24 protein-coding genes are annotated in these 24288 nt (G+C 49.6%); 10 read left to right on the forward strand and 14 right to left on the reverse strand.

Going from position 1 to position 24288, the window contains the following annotated elements:
- Positions 1–53: 53 nt before the first annotated feature.
- The 3 genes from secF to AC0LWM_RS01120 form a co-directional block, all read right to left on the reverse strand.
- Positions 54–959, reverse strand: coding sequence for a protein translocase subunit SecF (gene secF / locus AC0LWM_RS01110; RefSeq protein ID WP_474673056.1), 906 nt, complete (start codon positions 957–959; stop codon positions 54–56).
- The gene (secD, locus tag AC0LWM_RS01115) at positions 949–2205 is read right to left on the reverse strand and encodes a protein translocase subunit SecD (protein ID WP_474673057.1); all 1257 of its coding nucleotides are present in this window, start codon (positions 2203–2205) and stop codon (positions 949–951) included. Before secD ends, secF begins: the two co-directional genes overlap by 11 nt.
- Before the next feature lie 183 nt (positions 2206–2388).
- On the reverse strand, positions 2389–2736 hold the full coding sequence (locus tag AC0LWM_RS01120) for a post-transcriptional regulator (protein ID WP_474673058.1): 348 nt from the start codon (positions 2734–2736) through the stop codon (positions 2389–2391).
- Positions 2737–2907: 171 nt separating this feature from the next.
- Here AC0LWM_RS01120 and spoVB point away from each other — a divergent pair, with 171 nt between their 5' ends.
- Positions 2908–4494, forward strand: a complete 1587-nt coding sequence (gene spoVB / locus AC0LWM_RS01125; RefSeq protein WP_474673059.1) for a stage V sporulation protein B — start codon at positions 2908–2910, stop codon at positions 4492–4494.
- A 19-nt stretch (positions 4495–4513) separates the two neighbouring features.
- Here spoVB and AC0LWM_RS01130 read toward each other — a convergent pair whose 3' ends face one another.
- Entirely contained in the window at positions 4514–5218 is a 705-nt protein-coding gene (locus tag AC0LWM_RS01130) for a DUF421 domain-containing protein (protein ID WP_474673060.1), read from the reverse strand.
- Positions 5219–5349: 131 nt separating this feature from the next.
- Entirely contained in the window at positions 5350–6666 is a 1317-nt protein-coding gene (locus AC0LWM_RS01135; protein ID WP_474673061.1) for an SLC13 family permease, read from the reverse strand.
- Between the two features lie 183 nt (positions 6667–6849).
- Here AC0LWM_RS01135 and AC0LWM_RS01140 point away from each other — a divergent pair, with 183 nt between their 5' ends.
- Positions 6850–7230 carry a TIGR04086 family membrane protein gene (locus tag AC0LWM_RS01140; RefSeq protein ID WP_474673524.1) on the forward strand — a complete coding sequence of 127 codons (381 nt, stop codon included), beginning with the start codon at positions 6850–6852 and terminating at the stop codon, positions 7228–7230.
- A gap of 111 nt (positions 7231–7341) precedes the next feature.
- Positions 7342–8190, forward strand: a complete 849-nt coding sequence (locus AC0LWM_RS01145; RefSeq protein ID WP_474673062.1) for a phosphatase PAP2 family protein — start codon at positions 7342–7344, stop codon at positions 8188–8190.
- 114 nt (positions 8191–8304) lie between these two features.
- Here AC0LWM_RS01145 and yajC read toward each other — a convergent pair whose 3' ends face one another.
- From yajC to AC0LWM_RS01185, 8 genes are all read right to left on the reverse strand, one after another.
- Positions 8305–8652, reverse strand: coding sequence for a preprotein translocase subunit YajC (yajC, locus tag AC0LWM_RS01150; protein ID WP_474673063.1), 348 nt, complete (start codon positions 8650–8652; stop codon positions 8305–8307).
- 15 nt (positions 8653–8667) lie between these two features.
- Positions 8668–9801, reverse strand: a complete 1134-nt coding sequence (gene tgt, locus AC0LWM_RS01155) for a tRNA guanosine(34) transglycosylase Tgt (RefSeq protein WP_474673064.1) — start codon at positions 9799–9801, stop codon at positions 8668–8670.
- A gap of 25 nt (positions 9802–9826) precedes the next feature.
- Positions 9827–10897, reverse strand: a complete 1071-nt coding sequence (queA, locus tag AC0LWM_RS01160) for a tRNA preQ1(34) S-adenosylmethionine ribosyltransferase-isomerase QueA (protein ID WP_474673065.1) — start codon at positions 10895–10897, stop codon at positions 9827–9829.
- 5 nt (positions 10898–10902) lie between these two features.
- The gene (locus AC0LWM_RS01165) at positions 10903–13041 is read right to left on the reverse strand and encodes a SpoIID/LytB domain-containing protein (RefSeq protein ID WP_474673066.1); all 2139 of its coding nucleotides are present in this window, start codon (positions 13039–13041) and stop codon (positions 10903–10905) included.
- 63 nt (positions 13042–13104) lie between these two features.
- Complete coding sequence (gene ruvB / locus AC0LWM_RS01170; protein WP_474673067.1) at positions 13105–14145, reverse strand: Holliday junction branch migration DNA helicase RuvB; 1041 nt, start codon at positions 14143–14145, stop codon at positions 13105–13107.
- Between the two features lie 9 nt (positions 14146–14154).
- Complete coding sequence (ruvA, locus tag AC0LWM_RS01175; RefSeq protein WP_474673068.1) at positions 14155–14787, reverse strand: Holliday junction branch migration protein RuvA; 633 nt, start codon at positions 14785–14787, stop codon at positions 14155–14157.
- A complete protein-coding gene (gene ruvC, locus AC0LWM_RS01180) occupies positions 14784–15287 on the reverse strand; it encodes a crossover junction endodeoxyribonuclease RuvC (protein ID WP_474673069.1) in 504 nt (167 codons plus the stop codon). Before ruvC ends, ruvA begins: the two co-directional genes overlap by 4 nt.
- Before the next feature lie 195 nt (positions 15288–15482).
- Positions 15483–16148, reverse strand: a complete 666-nt coding sequence (locus AC0LWM_RS01185) for a BofC C-terminal domain-containing protein (protein WP_474673070.1) — start codon at positions 16146–16148, stop codon at positions 15483–15485.
- A 206-nt stretch (positions 16149–16354) separates the two neighbouring features.
- Here AC0LWM_RS01185 and AC0LWM_RS01190 point away from each other — a divergent pair, with 206 nt between their 5' ends.
- Positions 16355–16951 (forward strand): TetR/AcrR family transcriptional regulator, encoded by a 597-nt coding sequence (locus AC0LWM_RS01190; RefSeq protein WP_474673071.1) that lies wholly within the window; start codon positions 16355–16357, stop codon positions 16949–16951.
- Positions 16952–16985: 34 nt separating this feature from the next.
- Here the strand turns inward: AC0LWM_RS01190 and melA are convergent, their stop codons facing one another.
- Complete coding sequence (gene melA, locus AC0LWM_RS01195; protein ID WP_474673072.1) at positions 16986–18287, reverse strand: alpha-glucosidase/alpha-galactosidase; 1302 nt, start codon at positions 18285–18287, stop codon at positions 16986–16988.
- A 173-nt stretch (positions 18288–18460) separates the two neighbouring features.
- Here melA and AC0LWM_RS01200 point away from each other — a divergent pair, with 173 nt between their 5' ends.
- From AC0LWM_RS01200 to AC0LWM_RS01225, 6 genes are all read left to right on the forward strand, one after another.
- On the forward strand, positions 18461–19330 hold the full coding sequence (locus tag AC0LWM_RS01200) for an AraC family transcriptional regulator (RefSeq protein ID WP_474673073.1): 870 nt from the start codon (positions 18461–18463) through the stop codon (positions 19328–19330).
- 447 nt (positions 19331–19777) lie between these two features.
- Complete coding sequence (locus AC0LWM_RS01205; RefSeq protein WP_474673074.1) at positions 19778–20470, forward strand: hypothetical protein; 693 nt, start codon at positions 19778–19780, stop codon at positions 20468–20470.
- Complete coding sequence (locus AC0LWM_RS01210; protein WP_474673075.1) at positions 20467–21015, forward strand: accessory gene regulator ArgB-like protein; 549 nt, start codon at positions 20467–20469, stop codon at positions 21013–21015. Before AC0LWM_RS01205 ends, AC0LWM_RS01210 begins: the two co-directional genes overlap by 4 nt.
- A gap of 4 nt (positions 21016–21019) precedes the next feature.
- Entirely contained in the window at positions 21020–21145 is a 126-nt protein-coding gene (locus tag AC0LWM_RS01215; RefSeq protein ID WP_474673076.1) for a cyclic lactone autoinducer peptide, read from the forward strand.
- 68 nt (positions 21146–21213) lie between these two features.
- Positions 21214–23052 (forward strand): putative bifunctional diguanylate cyclase/phosphodiesterase, encoded by a 1839-nt coding sequence (locus tag AC0LWM_RS01220; RefSeq protein WP_474673077.1) that lies wholly within the window; start codon positions 21214–21216, stop codon positions 23050–23052.
- A 102-nt stretch (positions 23053–23154) separates the two neighbouring features.
- Positions 23155–24255 (forward strand): phosphodiester glycosidase family protein, encoded by a 1101-nt coding sequence (locus tag AC0LWM_RS01225; RefSeq protein WP_474673525.1) that lies wholly within the window; start codon positions 23155–23157, stop codon positions 24253–24255.
- The last annotated feature ends 33 nt before the right edge of the window (positions 24256–24288 follow it).

Consider the following 24288-nt stretch of genomic DNA (forward strand, 5'->3'; position numbering starts at 1 on the left):
TGGCACCCCTTGAATGCATGTAACGTAGTCAGCTCACCACGAGCTTGAGCTTGTTATGGCGTAGTTTTGGCGGCCGTTTTTGCTTTTGGCTTGACTTTATCGCGCAGCACGAGCCAAATCGGGCTGGCGATGAAGATCGAGGAATACGCCCCGCAAATCAGACCGACGATCATAGCCAGAGAGAACAGTTTAATCGACTCGCTGCCGAAGATGAACAAGCATACCGCCGCGATCAGGACGGTGATGACCGTATTGATCGAACGCGTCATCGTTTGCCAGATGCTCTGATTCACGAGCAGTGACAGATCGGCGAACGATTTGATTTTGGCGAAACGCAAATTTTCGCGGATCCGGTCGAAGATAACGATCGTATCGTTAATCGAGTAACCGATAATCGTAAGTACCGCCACGATAAACGGCAGGTTGACCTCCAGCCTGAAAATCGAAAAAATGCTGATGACGATGAACGCATTATGCAGCAGCGCGATGACGCCGGCTAACGCAAACCGCCATTCGAAGCGGATCGTTACGTACAATATAATGCCTAAGCTCGCGATAAGCACGGCAATAATCGCATTGTTGCGCAGCTCGTTGGCCATCGCGGCGTCAACTGTATTGACCTCGAACGATGCGTCCTTGTCGAATTTTTCTTGAAAATCGGCTTTCAGTTTTTTCTCTTGCTCGTCCTTCAATACATCCTTGAAACGAACCGTAACCCGCTCGGCTCCCACGGTTGTCGTAACGTCCTTATACCCCTCATCGGAGAAGAACTGTTCGACGGCCGCTTTATCGAGCGACTTCTTTACCTTGATGTCCACATTGGAACCGGAAGAGAAATCGACGCCGTAGTTCAGGCCGAACAGAGCCAGCGTGATAATGCCGACAAGCGTGAGAACGATTGAAATCGAGAAGAATTTTTTACGATGTTTGACAACGTCAAAGGTAATGTTATAGCGCATTGATTTCACTCTCCTTCACGCCGAAGTGCGACGGCTTATTCAGCATTTTGCTACGAACGAGCAGCACGAGCAAATAACGCGAGAAGAACACGTTCGTAATGATGTTGACCAAAATGCTGATGATATGAATGAGCGCGAAGCCTTGCACGCCGCCGGTACCGATCCAATAAAGAACGACACCTGCGATAATGCTTGTCACGTGCGCGTCGATGATCGTGCGGAACGAGTTTTTCGAACCGGCACGCAGCCCGGACATGACGCTTTTGCCGCTGCGGATTTCCTCGCGGATCCGTTCGTTCATAATGATGTTGGAGTCCACCGCGATCCCGACCCCGAGTACAAGCGCCGCGATACCCGGAAGCGTAAGCGTTGCATTCATAAAATAGAGTACCAAGAGCAGCAGCCATACATAGGCGACCAGCCCGATGCTTGCAACAATACCCGGCGTACGATAGAAAAGAATCATAAACAACAGGATTAACCCCGAGGCGATCAAGCTTGCTTCAATTGTCTGATGAAGCGATAGCGTTCCGAGCGTTGCGCCTACGGATTGCGTATATTTCTCCGTCAGCTTGAGCGGCAAGGCGCCCAAGTTGATAATATCTTTGAGCTGCGTCGCCTCGTCGCGCGTGTAGCTGCCGGAAATCGTCGCCGTTCCGTCGGTCAGCACGTTGCGTACGGTCGGAGCGGATAATTGTTCTTCATCCAAATAAATGGCGAGCGGTTTATTCAACAGCCGTTTCGTAATATCGGCGAATTTTGCTTTATCTTTCACCTTGATATTGATCATCGGCTGATTTAAATTGTCGTACCCAACCTGAGCGGCATTTTCCACAAATTCATTGCCATGCAGCTCGATTTTGCAAAAATCGTTAGCGTCCTTACAGCCGTCCGCGCTGCGGAAGGTGAGGTTCGCCGGTTTCTTCATCATATCGCGGACTTTGGCTTCATCGGTCACGCCTGCGATTTTAACGCGAATCCGGTTCGTGCCTTCAGGCGTAACTTCCGGCTCGCCGACACCGCTCTGATTAGCACGCTTCTCCAAGCTGGTTGCCGTTTGCACGAGCGCTTCCTTCGTTACCTTCCCGCCGGGCTCCAGCGTCTCGGCTTCATACAAAATCTCGAAGCCGCCCTTCAAATCCAATCCTAATCTCAATTCCTTCACAAGACCGGGGCTTGTCCATCCAATGACGCCAAAGGACACAACTACGATCAGGAAAAACGCCAGAACTCTTTTACGATCCATAAACGTCTTATTTCCCCCTTATGCAATCAATATTCCTATTATACCCACGCGTCAAAAACGAGTCAATTTGCGACACGTCTCGACTTGCGCCGTCCAACCCGCGCAAAACAACAAAGCCCGCTCCCATTCGATGGGTCGCCGGGCCCTACCAAGTTTCAACTGCTTTTATGGATTTTACATCGATTACCGCAAATCCGATTTTCGATACATGCTCATCGTAATAAAATTCATAAACTGAGTGACCTTCAGCGATAAAATATCGTTGACCAGTCGATGCAGCGGCGGGGTCCCGGTTTTGTGATACTTGTCGCTAACGCACTCCCAAATATCTTTCCCCGTAACTTGATCGTAGCCGACCAGATGGAACTCCTCCGCCTTGCTGTTGCACAACGATTCGATCATCTCGTCCCTCGCCTGATCGCTCAGCTCCTCGGCCGAATCGGCCGAATCCGCCAAATGCACTATTTCCGCATCCGATTCGGTTTCATCATCCGATTCAATTGTTGTCGCCAGTCTTATATATTCCGTCATGAGTTTACCTCCTCCCTTAACAACACTCTTATGTATTCGCCCCGCTAGCGCCAAAATCCTCTACACGACATCTTATTGGAAAAATATTTGCATGAGCTTGGACAGGTTCAGCATATGGTTGTAAGGAGACCTGTCCTACGGATGGAAGTAGGGGTCGGAAGGGGGCCTAAGTTGAGCAAACAATCGTTTATATACGGCACGATGATTCTGCTCGCGGCCGGCATCGTGAACCGGATTCTCGGATTTATCCCGCGAATCGCGCTTCCTCGCGTCATTGGAGCGGAGGCAGTCGGCATCTATCAGCTTGCGTATCCGTTCCTAATCGTTGTATTGACGATCATTACAGGCGGCATCCCGCTTGCCGTGGCCAAACTGGTCGCCGAGGCGCATACGGCGGGCAACCCGAAGCGGGTCAAGCAAATCGTCTCCGTTTCGCTTGCCATTACCGTTTCGTTAAGCCTCTTGTTTACATTCATCTGTTTGTTAGCCGCTCCTTGGATCACGTCGCATTGGCTGACGGACAAGAGGGTTTATTATACCTTTTTGACTATGAGCCCCATGTTCGTTTTCGTTGCGATCTCCTCGGTATATCGCGGATATTTCCAGGGCAAGCTGGACATGATCCCAACGGCGACATCGCAAATCGTCGAAACCGTTATCCGGATCGTGGCGATGCTCCTTTTCGCTTTCTTCCTACTCCCGTACGGACTCGAATATGCGGCGGCGGGTGCCATGGGCGGCGTGCTTGTCGGTGAAATCGGAGGAATGGCTGTCTTGCTTCTGCACAAGCGCTTAAGCAATCGCACCCCTCGTACGGTCGTTTCGCCGGATAGCAATGCCGTCAAGCCGGCAGCCAAACCGCTTGCGGTTCGTCAGCGCTCCCATTTGCGGGCGATTCTTACATTATCGATTCCGGTCACGGCCAGCCGTCTTGTCGGTTCCTTATCGTATTTGCTGGAATCGATCATGACCTCGCAGAGCCTTGCGATCGCCGGCGTCGCCACAGCGGTGGCTACTGCGCAATATGGCGCGCTGCAGGGCATGGTCGTACCGATTCTGCTACTGCCGGGAGCCTTGACCTACGCGCTCGCCGTTTCGCTAGTCCCGTCCTTGTCCGAAGCCGCGGCGCAGAACGATATGAAAACCATTCACAAAAGGCTGCATCAATCGCTTCGCCTTGCCCTCGTCACCGGCGCTCCGTTCGCCGTCATCATGTATGTATTGGCTGAACCGTTGTGCAAGCTGCTGTATAACGACACGAATATTGCCGTTATGCTCAAAATGATGGCGCCGATCGCCCTGTTCATTTATCTTCAATCGCCGCTGCAGGCCGCTCTGCAAGCACTAGATAAGCCGGGCACTGCGCTTGTCAACACGTTTATCGGTGCAGCCGTCAAAATCATTCTGATCGTACAGCTGGCAACGAAGCCGGAGTTCGGCATTTACGGGGTGCTCATCGCGATTAACGTCAACATCGTGCTCGTCACCTTGCTCCATGGCTACAGCGTTGCGCGGCAGCTTCATTTTTCGATGCAGGTTTCCGATTTTTTCAAGGTTGGGCTTGGCATGGCCGGTATGGCCGCCGTCTGTTATTTCATCATGTTCCGCCAATGGATCGATCTAGATTTCGTTCGTTTCTTCGCCGCTTGCTTATTCGGTCTATTCTGTTATTTGGCCGTGATGGTCTGGCTCAAACTGATCGATAAATTCGACATCGTGCGTATTCCCGGTCTCCGCAAATTATGGAATAAACGATAAGACGAGGGCGGCACCAGGCTCACCCCCGTCTTTTTCGATCGACAAATAAGTTGCCGCGATGATCGATGGAACAAAAAAAGATGTCTTTAAATTCGGATATGCCTTTCGCTTGAATTTGGTTTTTCAGCCAAAACCGCGTTTTTTCGATTTTTTGCAAATTATCGTCTTGTACTTTGCCGTCCATGATAAGCGGCAGCGGAAGTCCTTCGTACCGGAATTGCGGCTTGTCCGGGAGATCGCCAAGTTCACCGGGCTTCTCCGCAGCCGCTCCTGAATCATCCTTCCGCAGCACCGTAAGCTTGCCCGTCGTTTCCAATATGGCGAATTCCACATCCGCGACATTCGTGACATTGTTCTGGCGAAGCTGAATCATCAAATCATCCAGGTTATAGCGCTGCTTGCGCATTTCGTCGCGGTTGATTTTCCCCTTCTCGATAATGATGCTCGGCGGGCCGTCGAACCATTGGCGTATCGTTCGATTTTTGAGCGATACGAACGCAATTCCGATCTGAATGACGACGAGCGTCACAATCGGTACGAGTCCTTCCGTGAGCGGCCGTTTGATGTCTTCGATGACGAATACCGCGATTTCGGCGATCATGATCGAAATGACGAGGTCGAATACAGAAAGTTTGCCAATTTCGCGTTTGCCCATAATGCGCATCACGATAAAGACGGCGAAATAAATGAACACCGTACGCAAAAAAATGGTCAGAAGCTCCATTGAATTGGCCTCCTTCGTGTTTCTGTCCGGCTTATCCAGGAAACAACCGCAAGCATCATCAAATGGTATTCTGACCTTCCCATTACACGGTCATGCAGCATGGCCGCTTTTCAATTGCTGGTAATTCGTAACTACAAAATCATCCAATATAAGTAACCGGTAGAAACAAGCAGCGATAGCAAAGCGACAGGTGCACCGATTTTCAAAAACTCCATAAACCCAATGCCCTTTCCGTCTCTCGCCGCGAGCCCGGCAACGACGACATTCGCCGTCGCGCCGATCAGCGAACCGCTGCCGCCAAGTCCCACGCCCAAAGCAAGCGACCACCATACCGGGTTGAGCTGATTCGGGTCGACCAAGCCAAGCTGCCCCCCGAATTCCTGTATAATGGGAATCATCGTGGCGACAAAAGGAATATGATCCGTGGTGGACGACACAATTCCGGATATCCATAATGTGAGCACGGACATGTACGCTATGCTGCCTGAAGTCAATTCAAGCGCCTTAGTGGCTATCGTTCGGAAGAAACCGACTTCGCTTAGCCCGCCAATCAGGATGAACAGTCCGAACAAAGATCCGAGCGTTATCCAATCCAATGATTTGAACGTTTCGAGTGTCTTCCGGCTTGGCAATTCCGATGCCAATAAGATAACCGCGCCTGCAAGGGCAATGATCGCAGGCTCGATTGAGATTATGGAATGAAGCAAGTATCCTACCCATGTCAACAAAAGGACGGCAAGCGAAATATACATAAGTCTCGGATTCGTTATGTAAGCTCCAGCTTTCAGCTGCATCAGTTCATTCCTTGTTTCGGGTGCCACGATCATGCGAGTTCGATACCATAAAGCAAATATTGCAATCGTAACAAGCAGAATAACAAGGACGACCGGCGCCATCATTAGAATAAAATCGTTGAATGTCAAATGTGGATTCGCCGATCCGATCATGATGTTCGCCGGGCTGCCGATGAATGTAGCCGCTCCGCCTGCGTTGGCTGCGATAATTTCCGATGCCAAAAACGGCACAGGCGATATTTTCAACAATTTCGTCATGGCGATCGTAACCGGAACGATAAGCATAACGATCAACAAATGATTCAGAACAGCCGACCCGACCGCAGCAAGCAGCGACAGCGCGATCAGCATATAGATAGGATTTCCTTTAACCTTCTGCGCAATTCTCACTGCCGAATACCGCAGCACGCCGGATTGATTCAGATAGCCTGCGATCACCATCATCCCTGCGAGCAAGCCGATCGTACGCCAATCCATATACTGAGTGAAGGCCGACTGGAAAGGAACGATTCCGAATATAAGCATTACAGCAGCCCCGGCCAAAGCTACAATCGCCCGATTCACTTTATCCGTAATCCATAAAAAGAACGTGATCAAAAAAACGACGGCTGCGATGATTACTTGCCATGTTGCCGCTTCAACCTCTTGACCCACAACACACTTCCTCTCATCATGCAAAGTTCGCTTTCTATCACATTATACTAGAGTTGCCGCAATACCGTCCACGCCCTGCCCTAGACCTAGGACAAAGCGTCCAAGCCGGTGTACTATTTGTCCATCAGCCGCCATACACTTATTGTAATTAATCGAGTTGAGGAGTGATGGCTCTTGAATCCAATGAACAAAGTCAGTCAGGTTCGCATTTCTTCTCCGATTGTAACCGGTCTGGTATACGCTGTCATTTGCATGGCGATCGGGGCATTGATGCTTTCATTGATTCTGACGATGACCTCGATGGAGGAAAAAAGCTTGCCGGCCTACGTCAATCTCATCCATGGATTGTCCGTATTGATCGGCGGTTATGCCGGAGGTAAAAGAACAGGGCAAAAAGGCTGGTACGCCGGCGGTTTGTTAGGGATATTATATTGCATGATCGTTTATATTGTCGGTTTTCTCGGATTGGACGCATCGCTTTCCTTGCAGACGTTATTCATATTCCTTGGTGCGTTTTTGATCGGAGCGTTGGGAGGCATCTTAGGCGTAAACGCGAAAAAATAGTTTAACATTTTGTAAAATATTAAGATTCTACTCATCCCCCTGAGTATGATATACTTACATAGTTGTGACGCCCGTCGCTTCCAGCAATAGTATATATAGGGGGGAAGCCACATGGTATTATTCGAGTCGATGCAGACGGTATCGATCGTGACGGCCGTTGTCGTCGTCCTGCTTATTTGGGCCGGTGCACGGAAACAGCCGGTTGCCGTGGCCATTGAATTCATTAAGAAATTGTTTACGTCCGGCAAATATTTTTTGCATCTTGTCGCGCTTATCGCGATCTTGATGGTAAACAAAATCGAGTTGGCAATTGAAAAAGACATGAATTACAAAATGGACTTTACATCGTTCGTTTATAGCTTGGAGGGCAATTTTGTCCACAATCTGCAAAATCTGTTTTCGAACAGCGTCATTACGACGATAACGGTTTTTTTCTATGTCGTTGTGTTCCAAGGATTGATGATCGCTTCGATCGCAATCTATACGTACCAGAAAAATTATAAATTGTACTATGCGACATGCTACGCGATTATCGTCAATTACTTGGTCGCCATTCCGTTCTACTTGTTCTTCCCGGTAAACGAAGTATGGTCTTATGGACCGGCTAACGTGCATTTTCTCATGTTGGACGCTTTCCCGACGTTTGAAGCCGAGTACCGGCCTCTCTCGGGATTGAACAACTGTTTCCCAAGCTTGCATACGTCCTTGTCTGTTACATTAATGATGCTGGCGCTCCGTTCCGGCAATAAGGTTTGGAAAGTCATCGCTTCGGTCAGTGCCATCACGATCATATTCGCAATATTCTACCTCGGCATTCACTGGCTGACGGATATGCTCGGCGGATTGGTTCTCGGACTCGTAGCATCTTGGGTCGGCATCCGACTCAGCGAAGGCCGGGCCATCGTTTCAAAGCTGCCTTACACGCAACCCGCTGTCAATCGCAATGTCGGCAGTGAATAAGACGAGATTCATCGTTAAAAAAGCGAGCCCGCTTCGGGCTCGTTTTTTCGTGTATCAAGCGACAAAAAAAGCCTTCCGTCTCATACGGAAAGCTCTCGGTGTAACGCTATGTACTTATTTAGACTCTTTGACGGCTTCCTTGGTTTCTTTCGTCTCTTCGGTCTTCGACGACTCGATAGCGTTAATCGCGGAACGGTCGAAGGTCAGCTTCGTCACATCGTTGACGCGCAATACGACGACGTCGTCCGTAATTTCCATAATCGTGCCGTGCAATCCGCCGATGGTCACGACTTTATCGCCTTTCTTCAATTGGTTCAGCATCGAAGCTCGCGTTTTTTGTTTTTTCTGCTGCGGGCGGATGAGCAAGAAGTAAAACACGACGAACATAAGCACAAACGGCAAAATCATGCCCCAAATGCCGCCGCCGGGCGATGCCGCTGGATCAGCTGCTAAATTCCACATTGCAATCCCCCCTTTCTAAAAGCCCCTGTTGTTATCGTTCAGGCCGTATTGTGCAAAAAACTGATCGCGGAAATCGAGAAGACGATCTTCGCGGATCGCTTGCCGCACATCTCGCATCAGCTGAAGCAAGAAGTGCAGGTTGTGGTACGTCGCCAGGCGCAAGCCGAACATTTCGTCTGCTTTGATCAAATGCCGCAAATAAGCGCGTGAATAATGAGTGCACGTATAACAGCTGCAATTCGGATCAAGCGGACCGAAATCCCGCGCGTACTGTGCGTTTCGGACGACGAGACGCCCCATGCTTGTCATCGTGGTTCCGTTGCGGGCAATCCGGGTCGGCAATACGCAATCAAACATATCGACGCCGCGAATGGCACCTTCGATCAATGCGTCGGGTGAACCAACGCCCATCAAGTAACGAGGCTTGTTATGCGGCAGCAAAGGCACCGTATAATTCAACACTTCGTACATGAGCTCCTTCGATTCGCCTACGCTCAATCCACCAATAGCATACCCCGGGAAATCCATGGAAGTCAAATCCGCAGCGCTTTGTCTGCGCAGATCCTCGAACATGCCGCCCTGCACGATCGCAAACAAGCCTTGATCGTTAGGTCTTGCATGGCTTTTCAGGCAGCGCTCCGCCCAACGGCTCGTCCGCTCGGTCGATTTCTTGACATAATCGTATTCCGCGGGATAGGGCGGACATTCATCAAATGCCATCATAATGTCGGAGCCGAGCGCGTTCTGGATTTCCATTGCCTTCTCCGGGGATATAAACAGCTTGTCCCCGCTCAGATGGGAGCGGAATTCAACGCCTTCTTCCGAAATTTTGCGGAAATTGCTTAAGCTGAATACTTGAAACCCGCCGCTGTCCGTCAGAATCGGCCGATCCCAGTTCATGAACTTGTGCAGGCCGCCCGCTTCCTTGATCAGATCGTGGCCGGGACGCAGAAACAGATGGTATGTATTGCTTAGAATAATGTGCGCATCCATCTGCTTGAGTTCTTCCGGACTCATCGTTTTGACCGTCGCTTGCGTTCCGACGGGCATGAACGTCGGCGTGTCGATCACGCCGTGCGGCGTATGCACGCGGCCGAGACGGGCGCCGGATTGCTTGCAGGTTTTAATATGTTCGTACGTTATGGCCATCTGTAATCGCATCCTTATATATAATTCAATAAATCAACATGGCGTCGCCGAAGCTGAAGAACCGGTACTCCCGTTCGATCGCCTCGCGATATGCGCGCTGAATCGGTTCCTTGCCGGCCAATGCGCTGACGAGCATGACAAGCGTCGATTTCGGCAGATGGAAGTTCGTGATCAGTGCGTCAACGAGCTTAAAGGAGTAGCCGGGATAAATAAAAATGTCCGTCCAGCCTTGGCTTGCTTCCAGCTTCCCGGGCTCGAACTTCGACGCAACCGTTTCCAGCGTCCGGCACGAAGTTGTCCCGACCGCGATTACGCGCCCGCCGCGTTGTTTCGTTTCGTTCAGCAAGGAAGCCGTTTCCGCGGACATCGTATAAAATTCCGAATGCATTACATGCTCTTCTACCGTATCTACGCCGACGGGACGGAATGTTCCAAGCCCGACATGCAGCGTAACGTAAGCGAGTTGAACTCCCTTGGATTGCAGCTCTGCAAGAAACGGCTTCGTGAAATGCAATCCCGCCGTTGGCGCTGCCGCCGATCCTTCGTGCTTGGCATAAACCGTTTGGTATCTTTCCTTATCCTGCAGCTGCTCTTTGATATAAGGAGGCAATGGCATTTGCCCGAGCCGGTCGAGAATTTCGTTAAAAATGCCCTCATATGAAAAGCGAAGAATACGGCTGCCCATTTCGCCTTCGGATTCCACAACGGCTTGAAGGAGCGGCTTGCCCGTATCGCCTTCTTCGGTTTCCTCTTCGGCACTGCCGCCAAATAATAAGACTGCACCGCTCTTTACCCGCTTGCCCGGTCGAACGAGCGCTTCCCATCGGTTGTCGCCCAAGTTTTGCAGCAGCAGCAGCTCTACCTTAGCACCTGTGTCCGCCTTGACGCCAAAAAGTCTGGCGGGGATCACCCTTGTATCGTTTAATACAAGGGTATCGCCTGCCTTGACATAATCCAGCAATTGCTCGAAATGCCCATGCTCAATTGCTCCCGTTGTTTTATTCAACGTAAGGAGCCTTGAGCTCGTTCGGTCCGCTAGAGGCGTCTGAGCGATTAAATGCTCAGGCAAATCAAAATCGAATTCGTTGACATTCATTCCGTTCAGTCCTTAACGATGCTGACATCTTTATAGTAGTATTGCAAAATTTTCCGGTAGTCATACCCTAAATCGGCCAGTCCCCGGGCTCCCCATTGCGACATCCCGATTCCATGTCCGTTGCCGAATCCGACAAATCGAAACAACGGCGTAGTCGAAGCGAGTCGAATCTCGCCCGTGCCATTCATGAAAAACATCGAATCCGACGGCAATGGTTGCGCCTTTCCGTCACTTCCCGCGCCGCCCTGGATATATAGCGTGCCGTTCTGCTCCGGCAGCTGCCTCGTTGCCCCGTCTGCGCCTAGTATAGTATAACTGCCCATCGCATCGATTTCAAATCGGGTGCTCGGCAGCCCATTCAAAGCGGAACGGAACAAGTCCGGGTACGCCACGTCGGCGATCTTGCCGTTCGCGGTAATCTCGGTTACCCGCTCCGACGGGCCGCGTTTGGTTACAACCAGCGAGAGCAGAGGATCGGCGATTTTTGTTTTGACCTTGCCGTTCAACGTCGAGAGCAGCTGCTTCGGATCATAAGGTCCGCGAATCCAACTATACGAGTTCGACTCCACGGTCTGTTCGAACGAGACGACGCGATCCCCCTTGTTCACTTTGTCGACCGGCGCGTTTGCCGTCGAACCCGCTGCAGGCGCGTAGGGCATTGGTCTGACATTCGTCGCATCGGTTTGCACGATCATAACCGGGAAACCTGTCGACGTTTGTTCGCCGCTGTCTTTCAGCAAATCGCCGCGAATGTATCCGGTTTTGCCGTTCGATAACACGACGCGATGCCAGGTCGGCAAGTTCTTCTCCGCGATTTCGTCAGGACTTGACACGCTGCCTAGATAACTTGCCGGATTGCCCCATACCTCCGTCGGATCCGCGGTTTTTTTGCCGCTGTTGGATGAATAAACCGCTTCGATCAACCCGTCGTCGTTCATGATGACCTCGCCGCGAGTTGCGTCGACGGCGGCCACCACATCCGGCTTCTCGACGCCGATGCCGTTATAAGCTTGGTTCAGCGTACCGTCGATGAGATGGGCGATCTGATATTTGTTGCCCTGCTTCATCGCATACGTTCGGGAAGCGACCGCCTGCGCCTTAAGCGCCTCGACCGGCCATTTCGTACCCATCTCCGTGCTGACCACCGAGTACAGATACTGCTCCAGCAACAGCTCGTTAATAACGGCAAGCCGCTTGTTGTATTGACTTAATTCGATGACTCCGCGATATGACCGGGCCGCTCTCTCTGCGACCTTGATCGTTCCTTCCTGCTGAGGAACCGCCGTGATCTTCTGCCCGCCGCTGCTTACAAAATAATGCGTTGTTACCTCTTTGCCGGCTAAATTCGCCGATAGATCGTCACGCTTCAGCATATAGGGCAAATTCGGGTCGGGCTGCAGCAAATTGGCGTTCGGCAGCGCCTTGACCACCTGCGCCTTGATCGCATTAAGCTCGTCCGTATCGGATGCTTGTCCGATCCATGCCGCATACCAGGGAGCGCCTTCCGTTCCCGTACGATAAGCGACGAACGCATCAAGTCCGGCATTTCCCGCCGTCTGAACGATGGCCTCCGCTTCCGCCTCCGTCGTATATGTACCCGCAATCCAGTGCAAAGAGCCGGTGACCGTTGGCTTCGCTCCTTTTAATTGAGCGGACAGCCCGGTATTTTTCAACAACCGGTCCTTGGCGATAACCGCTTCTTCCTTGGATGCATACTGGCCGACTGCGACTTGATATACCGTCTTCCCGTTCTTGTTCAAAGCGAAAACATAGGGCTGATCCGCTGCGGGAGCAGCGCTCGGCACGGCGCGGAATACATTCGTCGCAACCGCCAAATCGCCCGTTTCCACAAGCTGCACCATGAATTGATCCAAGCTGACGCGTACCGGTTTGGATGCCTTCGTCGTCACCCAAGTAACGCCTCCTGCCTCGCCGAGCTGTATTCCCGTCGCCGACGATAACGTCACCGTCTGCGCGGCGGCTTTATATTTGGCCCCGAGATCAACGAACAATCCGATCCGAATGGAATCCGAATACGCTTCATCGCCAACAATCGGGGGCGTCAGCCAATTTGCGACAATCGCAAGCATGATCGCAGCGATTGCCACGACACGGCTTGTCTTGGCACGTAATAAATCCGTCATCGATCGTTCTCTCCTCTCCCGAAGGAAATATTATCTCTATTATCGGATATGGAATGGAATCGCTTAGCTTTCGTGCAGATTGTCTGTCCAAGCCGCCGTTCCATGCTGTTCCGGCATCGGCAAGCCGAGGTGACGGTAGGCAAGCGGCGTCGCCACGCGGCCGCGCGGCGTTCGTTGCAGGAAGCCGATCTGCAGCAAATACGGTTCGTAAACGTCTTCGATCGTTTGGCTTTCTTCGCCGATCGTCGCGGCGATTGTATCCAGACCGACGGGGCCGCCCCGGAAATTGGCGATCATGGCGCGCAGCATTTTATGATCGATTAGATCTAGCCCCATCGGATCGACTTGGAGCAGGCGCAGTGCATGTTCCGCGATTTGACTCGTAATGACGCCGTCTCCCCGGACCTGTGCGAAATCTCTCACACGCTTCAGCAGTCGATTCGCGATCCGCGGCGTTCCTCTGGAGCGAAGAGCCACCTCGCTCGCAGCCTCGTCTTCGATGCGCACCTGCAGGATATCCGCCGTCCGGCTCACGATAAACGCGAGCTCGTCAATCGTGTAATATTCGAGTCTGCTGACAACGCCGAACCGGTCTCTGAGCGGTGCGGAGAGCAGCCCCGCCCGTGTCGTCGCCCCGATCAGCGTAAACTTCGGCAAGTCGAGCCGCACCGAACGGGCGCTTGGTCCTTTGCCGATAATTATATCGAGCGCAAAATCCTCCATCGCGGGATACAGCACCTCTTCCACCGTCCGGTGAAGCCGATGAATCTCGTCGATGAACAGCACGTCGTTCTCCTGCAAGTTCGTCAGTAGAGCGGCAAGATCGCCGGGACGTTCGATCGCGGGACCGGATGTCGTTCGAATGTTCACGCCAAGCTCATTGGCGATAATGTTCGACAGCGTTGTTTTGCCAAGGCCCGGAGGACCGTACAGCAGTACATGATCGAGCGCCTCGTTGCGCATTTTCGCCGCTTCGATATAGATTTTCAAGTTTTCCTTTACTTGCGATTGACCGATGTATTCCGTCAAGTATCGGGGACGCAAGCTATATTCCACGGCCTGGTCTTCCATCATCAAATTCGCCGATATGATTCGATCTTCCATGACGCCCTCCTACCCGTTGAATAGCGCCTTCAGCGCAAGCTTCATGAGCGCATCCGCGCCGTCTTCCGGTTTCACGGCCGATTTGATGCCGTTCCAAGCGCGGTCTAGCTCTGCCTCCGTGTAACCAAGCGCCATCAGCGCTTCTTTGGCCTCGAACCATGCCGAACCTTCGTAACCAAGCCTTGTATCGGCCGGTGCCGCCAGCCCGCTTGCCGCTTCCGCCAATCCGCCGGATGCAGGCAGCCCTGCCAGCTTGTCCTTTAAATCAAGAATCATGCGCTGCGCCGTCTTCTTGCCGATGCCGGGCAGCTTCATCAGGAAGTTGACGTTCTCCTGCTGAATCGCCGCAACGACCGCCTCCGGGCGTCCCCCGGACAAAATGCCGATCGCTACCTTCGGACCGATGCCCGATACGTCAATAAGCTTGCGGAACAACGTCTGCTCCTCGCGCGTTTCGAACCCGAACAAATAAATCGCATCCTCGCGAACGGAGTGGTGAATGTACACCGTGACCGGCTCGTCGCCTTTTACCGAAATCGCGTAAGGATTGGAGCAGAATACCCGGTATCCGACCCCTCCCACGTCAAGAACGATATATTCATGCTCTCTGTAGGCAATATGCCCTTTTAGAAAATCGATCATTTTTTCGTTACCTCGTTTATTTTTTGAGTAAGCGTCGACGAGTGCGCGTGGCAGATCGCAACGGCCAACGCATCGGCTACGTCGTCGGGCTTCGGAATTTGGGACAAATGGAGAAACAGCTTCACCATTTCCTGGACTTGTCGTTTCTCGGCTTTGCCGTATCCGACAATCGCCTGCTTCACTTGAAGCGGCGTATATTCGGCAACCGGCAGCCCACGGTGCACCGCGGCGAGCAGCAGGACTCCACGCGCTTCTCCGACCGTAAGCGCTGTCGTCACGTTTCGGTTAAAAAATAATTTCTCGATCCCGATCGTATCGGGTTTATATTTATCGATTAATTGAAGCATCGCTTCATAAATGTGCTGCAGCCGCGTCGCCTGAGCCGTATGTGCTTCGGTCTGAATGCACCCGTATTGTACCGGAACGAGCTTGCTTCCAAGCTTGTCGATAAAGCCGAACCCCACGATCGCTACGCCCGGATCGATTCCCAATATACGCAAAACCAATTCTCTCCCATCCGTAATAAGCGAACATATGTATCCTGTTCATTATACCAGATTGGCGCCCTCATGAGAATGAATCCTATGAAGCAAAAATAGTTCACGCTATGAAATAGAATCAATTGGGGCATCCGATCATGAAAAAAGTCGCGTGCCGATGACGGCATGCGACTTCAAACGAATTCCAATCTGAATTTAATAAGATGGACTCATCACTTTTTCCGTTTCTTCAACCGCGTAATCGCTGAATGTCGATAACACGCTGTTGTATTCCTCGAAATCTTTGATCCGGATGCCGCTGTACAGCTTTTTGACCGTGTCGCGCGGCAGACTGCTTTCCAACTGATCGATGTTCATCTGGAAAAATGTCCTTAGCACTTTGTCGTCTTTCGGCGGTCCGTCGAACAAAGAAAGATTGCCTTGCTTGTCGAGGCTCATATATGCATTTTCCTTGCATTTCGGCGACAGATCGCGGATCTGCTCCGTCATCACGACTTCGCCGTTTGCTGCAAGCTGCGCTTCCCATTCCGGATGCTCCATCAGCAGCTTTATAATGCCGTCCGAATCAAGCTTGCCAAGCTTCTGCGACTCGGCGCCGCATACATATTGCTTGAGCAAGATTACGCTCCTGCTTTCACCGCTTCGGACAAGCAAGTCGGCGATATTCGTATGCTGCTGCGGTACGGTCTTCGCCATCGCCTCGAGAGTGGCTTGATCGTTCCACGGCGGCTTATTTGCGGTCATGGACTGAACCAGATATGCGACAACGATCACCAAGGCGACGGCGCCAAGCGTCAAGAGCGGACGTTTTGAACGGCGCAACCGCTTTTTAAGCTGTTTGAACAAGCCGGTATATTTCACTTGGATCCCCTTCTCCTACCTAGTTTTTTTCCTAGTTTAGCCATGAGGGGAAATGTTTATTCAAAGGTCGCTTTTAGGTTGCGCCACTCCGAACTTCACGGACGCGATTGCCTTCCACCGTCGTTCATTGTATACTTACTACAAAACCGACCGGTCAGTTTAAGGTCAAAACATGATTCATTCAAAGGTCAAAGGACGGTTCCCACTTGAGCAAAGATAAAATTATCGGCGCAGCCGCCACCGTATTTTCCGAGCTCGGTTATTATCGATCGAGCATGGATGAGATCGCAAAAGCAGCCAATGTCGCCAAAGGTACGCTGTATTATCACTTTCCGAGCAAAGCCTCGCTGTTCAAGGCCGTCGTCACGGACGGCATGCTTATGCTCACGACGCAGGTTCAGGAAGATCTGGGCCCTGCCCTAAACGAAAGCGAACAAATCAAGCGAATTCTAGAAACGAATATTAATTTCTATTTACAGTTTAGCGAGATGTCGAAAATTTTCTTTAATGAAATGTCGAGCGGCATCGATGCCGATATTTTGGATGAAATGAAGCTGTTGCGCAGCAATTATATCAAGTTTATCGCCGAAATATTGCAGGCCGGGCAAACGGAGGGTCCCATCCGCCCGTTCCATGCCGAAATGGCGGCGGCGGGAATATTACGGATGCTGGACGGCGTATGCCAGTATTACTTGGAACATCAGGATACGGTGAGCCGCGAACACGTGCTGGAACTGATGTACACGATCTTATCGCAAGGAATCGTGGACAACAACAAAACGACAAGCAACGGGAAGTGTTGAAGCTTCCTCATTGCCTGTCGTTTTTATTTGTCGATTATTTATATTTCGGCAGCCAGTCGCCGTGCGCTTCGATCAGATCGTCGCACATCGCGACGATATCGTCCATCGACAGCTCAGCCGACGTGTGAGGATCAAGCATCGCCGCGTGATAGATGTGCTCGCGTTTTTGCGTAATCGCGGCTTCGATCGTAAGCAGCTGCGTATTGATGTTCGTCCGGTTGAGCGCAGCCAGTTGCGGCGGCAGGTTGCCGACGTATGTAGGCGTTACGCCGTTCCGGTCGACGAGACAAGCAACCTCGACACATGCTTCTTTCGGCAGGTTGGCGATCAGTCCGCCGGTATTCATCACGTTGCCGTGAATGCGGAACGGAACGTCCGTGACCATCGCATCCATGATGTAAGAAGCATATTCATGCGAGCGGCAGTGCTCCAGGCTCTTGTTGTTGACCATTTCCTCGCGCATGTTCTTCCAGCTTTCGATCTGGTGGATACAACGGCGCGGATACTCATCCAATGGAATATTGAAGCGTTCGATCAGCTCCGGATAATTCCGTTTGATGAAATACGGATGGTATTCGGCGTTATGCTCGGAAGATTCCGTCACGTAATGACCGAATTTCAGCATTAACTCGTAACGAACCATATCCCAATGCTTTTCGTTTTGCTTCTCTGCAGCGCGGCGTTTAATCTCCGGATACAGATCGACTCCGTCTTGCGTTATTTCAAGCAGCCAAGCCATGTGGTTGATGCCCGCGATTTTCCATTTAACGTTTTCCTGGCTCATGCCCAGGCTGCCGAGCAGTCCGGGAACCGCGACTTGCACGCTGTGGCAAAGTCCTACCGCATTCACGCCGCCGTACGTATTCAAGACGTTCGTCAGAACGGCCATCGGGTTCGTATAGTTCAGGAACCATGCGTCAGGACATACTTCTTGAATGTCGCGCGCAAAATCCAGCACAACCGGAATCGTGCGCAGGTTACGGAAAATACCGCCGATGCCGACCGTATCGGCGATCGTTTGGCGCAAGCCGTATTTTTTCGGAATTTCGAAATCGGTAATCGTACAAGGATCATAACCGCCGACCTGAATCGCATTTACGACGAATTTGGCGCCGCGCAGCGCTTCCTTGCGGTCAGTATACGCTTTAATGACGCAAGTGCTGCCTACCGTATTTTTCAAATTGTTCAGCATGTTCTCGGAGTCTTTTAAGCGCTCCATGTCAATGTCGAACAAAGCGATTTCAAAACCTTGCAGCGAAGGGGTCATCATGCAGTCGCCCAGAACGTTCTTGGCGAATACCGTGCTGCCCGCACCTAAAAAAGTAATTTTAGACAATGTAAAATACCTCCCGTTTATTGTTGGTGTAGGTTTATGAGCTCATTCCAACTATACGTCAGAGGCAATTCGCTGACCATGGAGACATACCACTTTTTTATGGACAAATGTAGTTTCTCGTTGCTTGATCTCTCACGACCATGCTAATCTATAGGTGAAAGGGAGGTTGTTTTATGCTCGATATTACGCATCATGTTGCAATTAATCCATATCCGTCAAAAGGGGAAATTGTAGTTTTATTCGGGGGCGAGGAGCAAACAGTTCCCAACCACAAAGCAGGTCCATGGATTCTAGATTATTATTTGGTGCACTATGTCATGTCCGGACAAGGGCAATTTCAATCTTTCGGCAAGGAATATACGCTCCAGTCCGGGGACAGCTTCTTTATTTTTCCCGGTGAACTATGTGAATATATTTCGGACGAACACGATCCGTGGCGATATCGCTGGGTAGGCTTTAAGGGCAGTATTGTCGATCAGTGGATGAGCTCGCTCGGCATTTCGGCACTTCATCCGATCGTGAATACAGGAGCCAACCGCCGCATTCCCGCTTTGTTTCACCGGATTTTCCGCACCCTGAAAGAAAAACAAGCGAACTGCGATTTGTTATCGGACGGCTACATGCGACTGTTGTTCGCCGAATACGCGAAGAACACCGGCTATCGTCATCCGAACGAGAAGCAACCGGGTACCGAAATTGAACGGCAAGTCGCGCAGGCCATCCGTTGGCTCACGCTGCAGTACTCCCAGCCGATATCTATCGAACAAATGGCGCAATCTCTAGGCTACCATCGTACGCATCTGTCAAAGATGTTCAAGCAATACACCGGCATGTCGCCGATGAACTATTTGCTCAAGATCCGAATGGAGCGCGCCAAGCTGCTGCTTGCCGGTACGCTGACGATCGAGCAGGTTTCCTCGTCTGTCGGATTTTCGGACCCGCTATATTTTTCGAAGCAGTTCAAGAAATGGTGCGGCCAATCGCCGACGGAATACCGGAACTCGATTTCGGAAACCGATCTGTACGATTGTCGAATGCGGTAAAATTTAATATTCATTTTGATACGATTCATTTCTAATAATATGTAATATGCTTTTGAAAATATTTCTTTAGACCCAATTTCGGTTGATAGAATAAATAACCGTTATATTCAACCGCTGTTTCAACAAAAATTCGACATCACTCGTGGAATTTCTATGTCAGAAGCCTTTGAACGCAGATCGTGTTCTTTTCGAACCTTTTACTCTATTTTCCGTTTATTTAGCCATTACGAACTAGTCCCACTTTCATTAAAACGCCGAAAAAAGTTTAAACAGCAAACATTACACCCTCTTGTCATATATATCGTTCGTATATTAAAATTAAAAATAGTAAACATTTCACTTATTTTTTTATCAATACCGGGACTATTTTACTATAGTTGCATTGTTATATATTGGCGTAAAATAGATATAAAAAATAAAGAAATCCTAAGACTTGGGGGGCCTCACATGTACGCAGAAGCTATCATCAAAATGTTGAGCTCTACGGTCGAATTCGCAGCTCTGATTATGCTCTCCTTTTCGATCTTTCGGATTCCTGTTAAGAGTAGTTGGCCGAAGATACTACTCAGTGCGACCATTCTTGCTTTGATCTCATTATTTCAGAGATACGTTATCCACGAAGAAAATTTCGCAATATTAACTTCCATAGTTGCTTATGTCGTTTTAGTGATGTTCATACATAATATGCCCCTCTTATATGCAACTTTGATATGTTTTACTGGATATTTAACTTTTACTATAATCCAGACAATATTAGTTCTATCGTACAATCTTCTGGGATTAGAGTCATTAGATACAATGATGTCAGCTTTTCTCCCTGGAGTTATCATGCAATTTGTAACTGTATTATTTGTATCTATCATTATTACTTGGATGCAGCTTAAAAAAATAGGATTTATGTTTGTTGTGAAGCGTTTTCATTTCAAATCAACAACAATGGGTTATAATATTTTTATATCGATTGCGATTATTATTTTCATCATGACGATCGAAGTCGCTATGTTTGCCTATCGTACCAATGCTTCAATACTTTTTGCTTTATTAGGAATGTCGCTAATCTTAATCATAGGTTTTTTAGTTACATATCGGATTAATAAAAATCTAATTCAACAAAGGTATGAGAGGTTAAAAAATCAATGAATATTATTGATAAATCAGCGACTCATCTTGCTCAAGCGATTCGGCGCAACGATACGAATGCCGCATCCGAAGCTGTATTAAAATTTGCTCTTGTTATTGTAATTAACACAGTATCAACGATTGCTTTAGTCGTTCTTGTGTGTGCTTTAACCGGTCATCTTCTTGAAGGTGCTATTGCCATGGTATCATTTGCAATATTACGCAATCTAAGTGGCGGAATTCACCTCGCTTCCTCCTTGAGCTGCACAATATATTCCGCAGTAACACTAATCATAATAGCGCATCTTTCATTTGACTATTTTTATATTGGTGTTGTGCTAGATGTAATCTCAATCATCATACTTTTCATCTATGCACCTGACGGTTTTGAAAACAGGAGCCGCTTAAACCCTAAATACTACCCATTGTTAAAAGTAGCATCCATAATTCTGATAGCCGCAAACTTTTTCATACATAGCTCTCTGTTGTCTCTTGCTTTTATTATTCAAGCATTAACAACCACAAAAGCGGCCTATACACTATTAAAAATCGAAAGGAGTGCATAGACACATGAAAAAATTACTTTCAAGATCCGCCAATTCCATGCTGGTACTTCTAGCTGCCATTTTCGTTGCACCTGCATGCGTCTACTGGTTCCATCGTCCAGAAGTACCTGCCGAACTTCTTAAAAAGTAATGTGCTACATAAGGCTGCTTAGATGCTTGTCTGAGCAGCCAATCCTTTCTTAATGGAGTTGATGAACAGTGCAGAAATTACCCGTAACCCGCGACGGCAAGAGAGGATCCGAAGTTCTCATCATCGATTCCAATGAAGTAGTTCGCATCGATAAAATCAAAGAACGCGAATATGTCGTACATACCCATGACAGTCAATACGTGCTGGATACGACATTTGAAAATATTGAAGAATGGCTATTTGAAGATGGATTTCGGATGATTGACAGTACGAACATCGTGAATATGAATCATGTCCAGGAATACGATCCGAAAAAAGGAGTCGTATATTTCGGCGATCCTGCAAATAAAAAAACAAAAGCCGCATCTGCTGCCAGAATTCAAAAAGAACACATCGAAAAAATATTAGAACTGCTTAAAGACACATCGAGCACTGAGGCCGATGACTTATTGCTTCACGGCCAATCCGGATATAGAGGATTAAATGAAATGATCCCAGCCGTCTCCTCTGAAGGCGACGAGGATATCCGTTTCCTTCGTTCGTATGCTACGATTCGTGCCGTTGCCGAAAGAAAACGTGCCGAAGATAAAATAAAACATATGGCTTATCACGATTCGCTCACGGATTTGCCAAATCGCACTCTATTTCATGAACATCTCAAACAAACGCTGGAAAACCTTAATAAATCGAATAAAACGCTCGCCGTCTTGTTTTTGGACCTGGATCGCACCAAAGTCATTAACGATACGTTAGGCCATCATGTCGGAGACGAGCTTCTTAAATATTTGTCCAAAAAATTGCGTGATTATGTAGGCAAAGAAGGCATCATTGCCCGTTTTGGCGGCGATGAATTTCTTATTCTGCTTCCGAATGTCGAGCATGTCGATGATGCGATTGATTTTGCCAAAGGCATCCCTACTCTGCTCAGCCAACCTTTCGTCTATGAAAACCAAGAGCTGCTCGTTACGGCTAGCGTTGGGATTAGTATGTACCCTCAGGACGGCGATGATGCCGTTACTCTGATCAAAAATGCCGATACCGCGATGTACCGCGCCAAAGAAGCAGGCGGCAATACGTTCCAGCGTTATCAGGCCGACATGAATTACAGGTCGCTCGAAAGACTCAATCTGGAGCTTCATTTGCGCCGAGCACTGGATCGCAATGAAATCGACGTCTATTATCACCCGCTGCTCGATCTGCGAAGCGGCAACGTATTCGGCGTTGAAGCGCTGGTCCGCTGGCATCACCCCGAATATGGAACGATTTCTCCGGGGGAATTTATCCCAATCGCTGAGGAAACCGGATTAATTGTGCCGATCGGCAATTGGGTGCTGAAACAAGCATGCATGCAAAATCAACTATGGAAGCAAATGGGATTCCCTCGATTGACGGTATCCGTGAATATATCGGTGAAACAGTTCCAGCAGCCCGGCTTCGTCCATGTCGTCCAAGAAGCGCTTCGCGAAACCGGACTTCCTCCAAACCAACTGTGCCTTGAAATTACCGAGAGCGTAGCCATGAAAAATGTTTCCTACATTACGGAAACGATGAACAAATTAAAAATGCTTGGAATTCAAATTTCCATCGATGATTTTGGTACGGGTTATTCTTCCTTAAGCTATCTGAAACGATTCCGCGTCCATACGCTCAAAATCGACCAGTCGTTCATTAAAGACGTCACGACGGACGACGATAACGCCGCGATCGTTACCGCTTTGATCGCCATGTCCCATCAGTTGAAAATCAAAACATTGGCCGAGGGCGTAGAAACCCAGGAACAGCTGAACTTCTTGAAGGAACACGGATGCGACGAAATTCAAGGTTACATCTTCAGCAAACCTTTGCGAGCGCCGGAATTCGAGCAAGTTATCCGTGAAGAACGAAGCTTGTATACGTTATTCTCATAAAAATTGCCAAAGAAAAAAGGTGAAACTTTTTTCTTTTTTTATTCGTCTATTTTCCGAACCCAAAACTGAAAAGAAAGGAATCCTAACATCATGAACAATCGTGTGCAGACCGCGTCCATTCCACCTCGCGCGGCGTCGCGCAACGTGAAGAAACGCAAGAAACGGGGCGGATTTTTCCGTTTCATAAAGTACGCAGCGCTATTTTCGTTCATCGGAATTTTTATATTTATCGCTTGGTTTTATTCACCTTGGGGCAAGAGCTTCCGCTATACGGTTGCCGATACGCTCATTACAACGCAGCACCGGATTTGGGCTAAGTATATAATCGGCGAAGACGAGCTGAATAAACGCGTCGCTGAATACTGGGCAAATTTTGATAAGATGGGCGAAGAAAAAGACAACCATGTCATCAACACTGCTGCACAGCCCGATAAGTCCAAAGAACCGATCGAGATTGAAAAAGTATCCGGAGACGGCTTCCAAGGTTATTTAATGACAGTTCATGACCCTAAATCTATTCGTGTCGCCGTTCCGAATAAAGTCGGTCGCGGCGAAAAAGTTGCCAGCATGGTCAAACGCACGGGTGCTCTGGCTGGCGTCAATGCCGGCGGATTCGCCGATCCGAACTGGCAAGGCAATGGATTTCAGCCGATCGGCCTTGTGATCTCCGGCGGGGAAGTTTATTACGATGGCGTTGGTTCGAAAGCAACGCAGATCGTTGGCATCGACAAAGACGGCAAAATGATTGCAGGCAAATACAAGCTGTCCGAACTGAAGAAGATGAACATTAGCGAAGCTGTTACGTTTCAACCACGTCTAATCGTCAACGGAAAAGGGCTTATCAAGAGCAGAGCCGAAGGTTGGGGCATCGCGCCAAGAACGGCGATGGGCCAAACGGAAGACGGTTCGATCCTATTCCTCGTCATCGACGGCAGACAGCCGGCATACAGCATCGGCGCTACCCTGTACGAAGTACAGAACATTTTATTGGAGCACGGCGCTGTCATTGCGGCCAACCTCGACGGTGGCTCGTCCACCGTTCTAGTGAAAGACAATGAAGTCGTGAATACGCCGACCAACAACAATGGCGGCAGATATTTGCCGACGGCGTTCCTCGTGTTTGATCATGGCGCCCAGGACGTGTATATTAAAAACATTTGGAAAGGATTGCGTCCGCAAGACATCGATCCGGGAAAGTGGTAAGAAAATAACCCCACAAAGTAGGGTCTGACTTCG

The sequence above is a fragment of the Paenibacillus sp. sgz302148 genome, from assembly GCF_056120465.1.